Annotated in this window: 10 protein-coding genes; 5 read left to right on the forward strand and 5 right to left on the reverse strand. The window is 53.2% G+C overall.

The window, feature by feature from the left end; all coding sequences use genetic code 11:
• Window positions 1-33: 33 nt before the first annotated feature.
• Complete coding sequence (locus tag DES47_RS26980) at window positions 34-303, reverse strand: helix-turn-helix domain-containing protein (protein WP_133703890.1); 270 nt, start codon at window positions 301-303, stop codon at window positions 34-36.
• A gap of 176 nt (window positions 304-479) precedes the next feature.
• Between DES47_RS26980 and DES47_RS26985 the strand changes: the two genes are divergently transcribed.
• Complete coding sequence (locus DES47_RS26985; protein WP_133703891.1) at window positions 480-1,499, forward strand: Ig-like domain-containing domain; 1,020 nt, start codon at window positions 480-482, stop codon at window positions 1,497-1,499.
• A gap of 60 nt (window positions 1,500-1,559) precedes the next feature.
• Here the strand turns inward: DES47_RS26985 and DES47_RS26990 are convergent, their stop codons facing one another.
• The 3 genes from DES47_RS26990 to DES47_RS27000 all read right to left on the reverse strand — a co-directional run bounded on the left by DES47_RS26990 (window position 1,560) and on the right by DES47_RS27000 (window position 3,035).
• Window positions 1,560-2,462 carry a TIR domain-containing protein gene (locus tag DES47_RS26990; RefSeq protein WP_133703892.1) on the reverse strand — a complete coding sequence of 301 codons (903 nt, stop codon included), beginning with the start codon at window positions 2,460-2,462 and terminating at the stop codon, window positions 1,560-1,562.
• The gene (locus DES47_RS26995; protein ID WP_133703893.1) at window positions 2,459-2,743 is read right to left on the reverse strand and encodes a hypothetical protein; all 285 of its coding nucleotides are present in this window, start codon (window positions 2,741-2,743) and stop codon (window positions 2,459-2,461) included. The genes DES47_RS26990 and DES47_RS26995 overlap by 4 nt, the downstream gene beginning before the upstream one ends.
• Before the next feature lie 163 nt (window positions 2,744-2,906).
• On the reverse strand, window positions 2,907-3,035 hold the full coding sequence (locus DES47_RS27000; RefSeq protein WP_133703894.1) for an H-NS family nucleoid-associated regulatory protein: 129 nt from the start codon (window positions 3,033-3,035) through the stop codon (window positions 2,907-2,909).
• A 115-nt stretch (window positions 3,036-3,150) separates the two neighbouring features.
• On the opposite strand from DES47_RS27000, the gene DES47_RS27005 reads away from it, so the two are divergent.
• Window positions 3,151-4,260 (forward strand): topoisomerase II, encoded by a 1,110-nt coding sequence (locus DES47_RS27005; RefSeq protein WP_133703895.1) that lies wholly within the window; start codon window positions 3,151-3,153, stop codon window positions 4,258-4,260.
• Window positions 4,261-4,362: 102 nt separating this feature from the next.
• Here the strand turns inward: DES47_RS27005 and DES47_RS27010 are convergent, their stop codons facing one another.
• Window positions 4,363-4,659: an H-NS histone family protein gene (locus DES47_RS27010; RefSeq protein ID WP_133703896.1), complete on the reverse strand. Its 297-nt coding sequence runs from the start codon at window positions 4,657-4,659 to the stop codon at window positions 4,363-4,365.
• 558 nt (window positions 4,660-5,217) lie between these two features.
• Here DES47_RS27010 and DES47_RS27015 point away from each other — a divergent pair.
• The 3 genes from DES47_RS27015 (at window position 5,218) to DES47_RS27025 (ending at window position 8,020) form a co-directional block, all read left to right on the forward strand.
• Complete coding sequence (locus DES47_RS27015) at window positions 5,218-5,412, forward strand: hypothetical protein (protein ID WP_133703897.1); 195 nt, start codon at window positions 5,218-5,220, stop codon at window positions 5,410-5,412.
• A gap of 11 nt (window positions 5,413-5,423) precedes the next feature.
• Entirely contained in the window at window positions 5,424-7,001 is a 1,578-nt protein-coding gene (locus DES47_RS27020) for a recombinase family protein (RefSeq protein ID WP_133703898.1), read from the forward strand.
• Between the two features lie 509 nt (window positions 7,002-7,510).
• Complete coding sequence (locus DES47_RS27025; RefSeq protein ID WP_133703899.1) at window positions 7,511-8,020, forward strand: RuvC family protein; 510 nt, start codon at window positions 7,511-7,513, stop codon at window positions 8,018-8,020.
• Window positions 8,021-8,300 lie beyond the last annotated feature (280 nt).

Genomic DNA, 8,300 nt, shown 5'->3' on the forward strand with positions numbered 1-8,300 from the left:
GGAGGAGGGCGGGGGCACGATCATCGTCCGCCCTCAGGCAGTCCGCTCGCTCCCCTCACTACCGGGTCGCAACAGCTGCCAGATCGGAACCGACAAGGCGACGGCGATGCGCTCGATGTTGTCGAGCGAAATGTTCCGCACCTGCCGTTCGACGTGCGCAATGAAGGTTCGATGAAGCCCTGCTTCAAACGCGAGCGCCTCTTGTGACCATCCAAGCTCACCGCGCAATCGGATCACGTTAAGCGCGAGTACCTCTCGGGCACTTGCCGGTGGCGGTGCTGGAGGACTTTTGGCGCGCTGCATTGCGCCTGAGTCTTCCGAAATGCCGCTTTTACGTCAGCCGCGTTTACGTCACAATCGTGCGAGGCGGCAAAGCGGAGGTTGGGGCGATGTCGCTGCTTGTGGAGGGGACGTCCTCGCTTTGCGTCGGAACCCCTCCCGTCGCATCGCCATAAGCATTTGGACAGGAGGAGGCGGAGATGGAGAAGCTCGTATTAGGGAGTGCAGTTCTGTCGGTGACGTTGCTGCTTGGTGCCTGCGGTGGCGGAGGTGGAGGCTCCACAACCCCGGTGACACCACCTCCGCCTACGAGCGTCTCTGCAACGGTGACGTGTCCGAACGGCAGTTCATCCACGAGCACAGGCGCTGACACTGCAGCGGCAACCGCTGCAGCAAATGCACTGTGCCCAGCAGGTAAGCTGGTGTCTGTCACACCGAAGGATGCCGCAACCGCGGTCTCCCCTGACACCTTCACAGGTGTTGCGGTGACTCTCGACAGCGCGATTGACGCGAGCAGTCTCACGACCGCAAACGTAACGCTAAAGACCGGCACAACGGCAACGAGCGCAACGGTTACAGCCGATGGCACGAAGGGGTTCATGCTTGCAACAACAAGCAAGCTCGCCTACAACAAGCCGTACAGCTTCACCGCAAATGTGAAGGACACCCTGGGAAGGGTGATCACGGTAACCACGTCGTTTGTGACAGGAGCAAAAGAGTGCCCGCCCAACATGATCTGGAAACAGGAGCTCGACACGTGCGTCTACCAGATGGGCATCAAGGTCTTCACGGCCAACCAAGTCCCCCTTGGTTGCGATCATGAGACCCAGGTGTGCTGGACGGAGTTCTTCTCCAAGGGTCCGGACACCGGGCTCAAGCTCATCGACACGAACGCTGTCATGACCGGATTCAACACCCGGCCGCTGGTCTTCGGTTTCTGGAAGAACAACGCCACCCTCTTTGGGGTGACGGGTCTCTGGAACTATCAGGCGATCTACGCTGATACCAAGAAGATTGTTGCGGGTGACGTTGGCACCTCGGGAATCACTTCTGAGATCGATTGGGTCAAGTCCCCGAGACCAGATGAAGGCTACCTCCCTGGCATCATTGTCCACGAGAAGCTGACAAACCTGTGCTATCTGATGGCGTGGAATGAAGCTCAGAAAGCATGGTATGTCAACGGCACAGGCGACGGCAAGCCGACCACCTGCCCGCAGTAACAACAGTACTGCCCAAAAGCCCCACACATGTGTGGGGCTTTTGTTTGAGGCAGTTTGGATCTAGGCAGCGAAGAATCTGTCTAAATCAAACTCCAATTTGGCCGCTCGAAGTTCTTTGGCGAGCTTGTGTTTCCATCCGTCTGCAGAATCCATTTCTGTGTAGATAACACCGAAAAGGTCTGAGGGGATCTCGACATTTCCCTTGCGGAGCAGGCAGACGTGTCCTCGACCCAGCTTGCCTGAGAAGTATCCAAGCTCGAAGACAACGTTCTGCCGAGCACGAGGTGATTGCTTTTCCGCTGTGGACGTACTTCCAATGTCATCTGGGGTAAGCAGGATTACGGCAAATCCAACATCCGTCGCCGAGTCCTCGAACTTCTCGATAATCGTGCGCCCTTGATCGGGCTGCTCTTTCAGAATAATGGCCTCAAGGCCGAGTTTCTCGATAAATCGAGCAAGCCCCTGCAACGCAGCGTCATCATGGCCATGGACGATGAAGACCTTGTTTGATTTGGTCATTTTGAGTTGTGGTTCAAATTTTCCATTGGCTCGAACGAAGGCGGCGTAGTCTCTTACAAATGGGATGATCATCTGACTTGTCAGTGATCGGATGCCGGAGATGACACTTGAATTCGACGAGAAGTATTGATGACCGAAGTTGAGCGCGAAGTGTGAGTCAGCTGCCAACTTGTCGATAAGCAGCAGCGTCATTCCGAGGGTTTGCTCGTGATCGTCCGGCCATAGAAGGGTGTGACTCCCGACCATGCTTCCGCCCGTCTTGTCACTCTCGGCAAGGAACGTTTCGAGGTCTAGATTTGCCGTCAATCGCTTGCGGATTGCCTCCAGGTCTGCATGATGCAGAAGCGTCGCAAGCTTCTTGAGCGGCCTTTCGTAGGTCTGATACTGAGCGGCTTGGAGATCAAGAACGGCGTTGTTGATCTGAGCAAAGAGATCCACAGTCACACCTGGTCTCCTTGCAATCGTGCAGCAGCGGCTTTCTCGATGATGGAGTTTCGGTACGCCTCCTTCATCTGTTCAGCCAACTGTTCGACGATGGGGTTGGAGGCGTGGCGCGCAACGCGTTCGTCAATAACCGTAGCAACCTGCTCTATCGCCGCCTCGATGCTCCCTGGGTCATTCGGATCGAACTTGACGGAGCACAACTCGCCATCGAGCGACTTGAGCGCTTCCTGTGCTTCGTGCAGTTGACGTTGAAGTTTGTCTAGTCCGGTTATCTTAAACATCGCGATGCACCATGTAGTGGTGGGAACATTATGCTATCGGTGCTACTGAGCTGACGACACCTGCGGCCACAGGAAGGGCGATCGGAAGATTTTTGCGAAGTCATGACGCCGCACAGTGCAAAAAGCCAACCTCAACGGTGGCTTTTTCCCCAGGCGGGTGCGGTCAGACCAAAAAGTCTTCCAAGTTGGCTCCGCCATCAATGGCGGCCTTCAGCCACTTCGGACGCAGGCCGCGACCACTCCATGCTTCGCCGGTTGCTTTGTTGCGATATTTCGCAGCGACCTTGGCCACCTTTACGGATCAGAAGCGCTGCCGAAACCGTGCCAAGTTCTCAGGTTCATTCCATCGTCAACCGTGCGGAACTGTTGTCATGGGATTCTGCTTCGTGCTCGGATAACATCTGCACATGACACCGAATCAGATTGCCGGCAGGATTATTGAGCTGAATGAGCTGCTTGAGAGCCTACGAGAAGAGGCACTAGCAAGATTCAATTCATTTATGCCCGGCAAGGGGCTACTTTCTTTTCATGCCCACATCGGCATGTACAACAACACCTTTGTTGATTCTGTTCGAACACGCTTCGGCGGGCCAGAAGAATTCATTGCTAAATGGGTTCATGGTCTTCATGCATCGCTCGATGCACTGCGCGCGAACGGAAAGACAAGCTATCAAGGCCGTCTCTACGGAGCTGAAGTTGTGCTTCGCTGCTTACAGGATGATGTTCTTCGAAAATATACCCTGACTTTTCTGGAGCGTAACTTCTATCGCAACTACATAGAACGCACACGACATAAACCAGATGACGCTCTGTGGAGCGTATGGTTTGGAGCGGGGAATCTTTCGTGGGGACTCGTAATAGCACCTGCACTACGCAACAACGAGTGGACCAATGACAAGAGTCAGATGCGACGAGAGCGATACACGTATTGGACTATTGAGCATGTTCTTGCGGCTGGCTTAATTGACCCTGATTCGCCGAATCCAATGCGATTCGACTCTCTTCCACAGTTTGTGACATTCTATCGAAGCGTGCTGAAGCGGGTTTCAGTCTCGCCTTACGAGCAAGCCATTTCAGACCGATACTTGGACTACCTGTCATCTTCGCGTACGCCATTGGCAGAGCCGCTTTTGATACCGGAGTTTCGATATGCCGGCAAAGAGAAGAAGCATGAATTCCGACTGGACTTCACTGTCCTTAATGGACACACACTCGACTTAACCGGATTTGAAATAAGTCCAGCATCGACGCATGTTAGTGTGAAGAAGGCGGGAGAAAAGACTCAGACTCAGCTCAATGCCGAGTTACGCGAAGCCTGGGAACACGAGATGAAGAAGCGAAATGACTACTTCCAAAAATTTGGAGTATCTGTCGTTACGTTTACCGACTCACACCTCACCGACATTGATGCCTGCTTTGATGTCATTCGTGAGCGACTTATGGCTCGCTCAACCGGCCCCGTTAGCCTTGATGCCGCACTGAAGAGTCTTCAGGATAGTTACGGCATCGGTGTTTAGGTTCGCAATGAATTAAAGCCGGGACATTTGTCCCGTCGCTACGCATTCACAATGCAAAAGAGCCACCCTTGCGGTGGCTCTGTTTTTGCTGATCGAATGCTGTCAGACCGAAAAGTCTTCCAACTTGGCCCCACCATCAATGGCAGCCTTCAGCCACTTCGGACGCAGGCCGCGACCGCTCCAAGCCTCGCCAGTTGCCTTGTTGCGATATTTCGCAGCGACCTTGGATACCTTTGCGGCCTTGGGTGCACGGGTGCTTAGATCACTCAGGCTGAGATCGTAGTCGGCCATCAGGGCCTTCACTTTGGCGATAGCGTCTGTGCGTTCTCTTGAGGTTGTTTCGTTGATCTGCCGATCCAAAGCTGCCCGTTGCGCTAGGAGATCTTTAAGAGAAGCCATCGCATAGTTCCTTGAAAATGTGGGGCCGATTCAGCACAAATTGCTGGATATTGGTCGTTGCATTATGCCGTGTCGAGTCGAATTTGGCTGCCCAGTTCTGCGTCAACAAGCACTGGTGCGACATCTATCACTTTGATACATTCGGCAGTGGTTGGCGCTGCGAAGTGCTCGCCCCTGCTATTCCTCCCTGAGCAGGAGCCGGACGTAATGACATCGCCTGGCTTTCCAGCCTCGACCTTCGGGTCGGGGCTTTTTTCTGCACCACGACGCCAGATCGTAGTGAGAACACGCAGGCGTGACCATGCCGCCGTCACATCGGCCGCTTCGATCGTCAATCAAACCAAGACGACCTTGTGGCGACTGGCGCGCTGTAGTGTTAGCTATTTCGTACATTGGGATGTTGGGACGTCCACAGGAACACTACTCTCCCGATCAACTATTGAGGCCACCTAAGAGGTGGCCTTTTCAGTTGTCGGGGTGCAGTGTTAGCCACATAGCACGTAGGGCATTCTTCAATTGTATTTTCATACGTTTCATACTGTCTGTATGAAACCAAGAATGCGAGATACGTTGCAGCTGGAGCTTATAGATACGCACTTCAAAGACGCAACTGAGGCAGAAAAACAGGAAGCCAAAGAAGTGTTATGGGCACTTTTTGACTATTACTTCTCCGTGTACTCAGACCTAAAAGAGTCTGGATACTTCGATCTTCCGCGTGACAAAGGAGGCGAATTTGATAAGCTGAGTGAATAACTAAAAGGAGTATGAAGAAATATGCTGCATATATACGTGTTTCAACAATACGCCAAGGAGAGAAAGGAACCTCGCTACTTGAGCAGAAGTTTGCAATAGAAGGCTACGCAAAACGCGAGGGTCTTTCTATTGGTGCTTGGTTTGAAGAGAAAGAAACTGCGGCAAAGATCGGCCGTACCGTCTTCATGTCCATGCTGAAGCAGATACAGCGCGGCGGATTTGATGGCCTTGTCCTGCACAAGATCGATCGAGGTGCCCGGAATCTGAAGGACTGGGCTGAGCTGTCTCAGCTATCGGACACGGGAGTGGACGTGCGTGTTGCCGGCGACTCAGTGGATCTCAACTCCCGTGGCGGGCGTCTTTCCGCTGACATCCAAGCTGTCGTTGCTGCTGACTACATCCGCAACTTGCGCGAGGAAGTGAAGAAGGGCCAGCGCGGAAGGCTCAAGCAAGGGCTCTATCCATGGAAGCCGCCAATTGGCTACCTGAGCGCCGGTTCCGGCAACCCAGCAACGATTTGTCCTGTAGTCGGACCACTTGTGCGTGAAGCATTTGAGACCTACGCCAATGGACACCTCTCCATCAAGGAGCTGCGTCATCACATGGCGAAACGCGGCCTCGATACAGGGTCAGGTAAGCCGTTTGCGATTAACCGGATGCATGAACTGCTGTGTCGGTCCTTTTACTATGGCCTTATCAATGTGAAGAGTGAGGCGTATATCGGTGCGCATGAGCCGCTCATTTCAAAGCGACTATTTGATGCGGCGCAAGATGTGATGCGAGGCCGGCTGAAACGGACTACCTTTATCCGCAAGCAGTACGCATTCCAAAAATTACTTCGCTGTACGCAGTGCGACATCGTTCTTTATGCAGAAACCCAAAAGGGCCATATCTACTACCGCTGCCACAGTGAAGGGTGTCGCGGTGTCTGCATACGCGAGTCGATCGTGGTGGAAGCTCTTCGAAATGAAATCCAAATGTTGGGGTTGAGCGATGCAGCAATTACTCAGTTCTCAATTATGTTCACCGCAACCCTTGCTAGCGCGGTCGATAGCGTTTCTGAGCGACAGAAAATCCTCATCCTGCAGCGGGAAAGAGGCAAGGACGCTGTAGTGCGTCTCACTGATGCCTACCTGGACCAGGCAATAGACCGGGTAACGTTCGGTGAGCGAAAGCAGCGACTGCTTGACGAGCAGCTTAAGTTGCAGTCGGAGCTGGCTGAAATAGCCTCCTCGGCTGCGTATATTGAGTTCAAGGGAAGAGAGTTTCTCGAACTGCTTAAAGCCTTGGAGAATATACGAAAAGTTGGTTTTTCAGCGGATCAGCGTCGATACGTGCAAAAGACAATTTCGAACTTTGGTATAACTGGAAAATCCGTTGAAATTACATGGAAAAAATCCCTTTCCTTGATGAAGGAGCGAGGGGTTTTGTTCGCATGCGGGGCTGCACGAGACAGATACCGAACTTTAGAGGGTAATGACAACCAAGAAGGCATGCATGCAAGCCTAGACATGATGAAGGAAATAGTGAATGAAGTTCTCTTTCCTACGGATGAAGACAACTGCGACTCATCACATTCGGTTCAGTAGATACCTTGCGGATGTCCCAACGTCCCATCATCGCAGCGGATGGTTTCAGCGAGTTAATTTTCAATAGTTGCCTCATTGCGCATAACTTATACCCTACTTCATTTCGACTTCATCCTTGACAATAAGGTGCATGCACGCTCACCTTAGCAGCAGCGTGCAGTAACATATACGAATATGAGTCGGAAGACCAGTTCAAGATTGCGGGGCGAGCGATTGAAATGGGGGCTAACTCAAAAGGAGCTGGCCCCATTAATTCTCATTCGTCATCCCACACAGCTGTCGAGAATCGAATGCGGTCTACGCACCCCAAGTGCAACGTGTGTGATCGCGTCGTGCATTGTGTTTGGGCAGAGCCTCGAACATATGTTCCCCAGGTTGCAAGGTCGGATACAGGATCAAGTTGTAGCTGACGCCTACAAGCTGTATCGAAAGGTCGAGAAGAGCAAGAAGCCGAGTGCCGACAAGAAGCGACAGCTGCTAATAGCCATCGCTTCACGGCAGTTCCTTCCATGCAAGTAGACGGAAAGAACCAGCAGTACGTATTGGCGTTGTCGCCGTCGTCTCGCGGCATAGCCTTTGTGCTCTTTGAAAGTCCTCTATCGCTTGTCGATTGGGGTATGTGGTCTGCTCGTGGCGCCCAGAAGAACGAGCTGTGCATCAAGCAGGTGAAGAAGGCTATCGAAAGGTATGCGCCGGATGTGATGGTGATTGAAGACACCAGTAATCCGGATTCGAAGCGCAGCAAACGAATTCGCAACCTTCACCTATCACTCAAAGTACTCGCCGGCGTCTCAAACGTCGAGGTAGCCAACTACACCAGAGCGACGGTGCGCCGGTCCTTTATCAAGATGGGGGCTGTGACCAAGCACGAATGCTCGCGCATGGTCGCGGAGATGCTGCCGGCGTTGTCGCATCGGCTGCCGCCGAAGCGAAAGGCCTGGATGGCTGAAGATCCGCGCATGTCGCTTTTTGAAGCGGCGGCGCTCGGCCTTACGTACTACGGACAACAGGAGCAGTGAGTCGCAAAGCAGCTGGCATCAAGCCGGCTGCTTTTCATTGTGTTCAGTGACATCAAAGTAAATCCGCAATCCTGCGAAGCAGGACGCGCTTCCTCGATATGGCTCTACGTCTTGCCGAGGAGTTCAAGCAAGCGCGGGTGCAGCACAGCCTTGAGCCCGACGCATCGGTGGCGGCCATCGCGCTGGTGAATCGCCCCGGGTTTTGAGGAGGCTCCAACTCTTGAGAAGATGGAGCTATGAACAAGTCGAACAAGTTCTCACCTGAGGTCCGTGAGCGGGC

The organism is Roseateles toxinivorans, from assembly GCF_004362525.1.
Classification (GTDB): domain Bacteria; phylum Pseudomonadota; class Gammaproteobacteria; order Burkholderiales; family Burkholderiaceae_C; genus Paucibacter; species Paucibacter toxinivorans.

What these genes read in the sequence shown, in the direction of transcription:
- DES47_RS27020 (WP_133703898.1), top strand. Translation starts at nt 5,424, where the DNA reads ATGAAGAAATATGCTGCATATATACGTGTTTCAACAATACGCCAAGGA.
- DES47_RS27015 (WP_133703897.1), top strand. Translation starts at nt 5,218, where the DNA reads ATGCGAGATACGTTGCAGCTGGAGCTTATAGATACGCACTTCAAAGAC.
- DES47_RS27010 (WP_133703896.1), bottom strand. Translation starts at nt 4,659, where the DNA reads ATGGCTTCTCTTAAAGATCTCCTAGCGCAACGGGCAGCTTTGGATCGG.
- DES47_RS26995 (WP_133703893.1), bottom strand. Translation starts at nt 2,743, where the DNA reads ATGTTTAAGATAACCGGACTAGACAAACTTCAACGTCAACTGCACGAA.
- DES47_RS27005 (WP_133703895.1), top strand. Translation starts at nt 3,151, where the DNA reads ATGACACCGAATCAGATTGCCGGCAGGATTATTGAGCTGAATGAGCTG.
- DES47_RS26980 (WP_133703890.1), bottom strand. Translation starts at nt 303, where the DNA reads ATGCAGCGCGCCAAAAGTCCTCCAGCACCGCCACCGGCAAGTGCCCGA.
- DES47_RS26985 (WP_133703891.1), top strand. Translation starts at nt 480, where the DNA reads ATGGAGAAGCTCGTATTAGGGAGTGCAGTTCTGTCGGTGACGTTGCTG.
- DES47_RS27025 (WP_133703899.1), top strand. Translation starts at nt 7,511, where the DNA reads ATGCAAGTAGACGGAAAGAACCAGCAGTACGTATTGGCGTTGTCGCCG.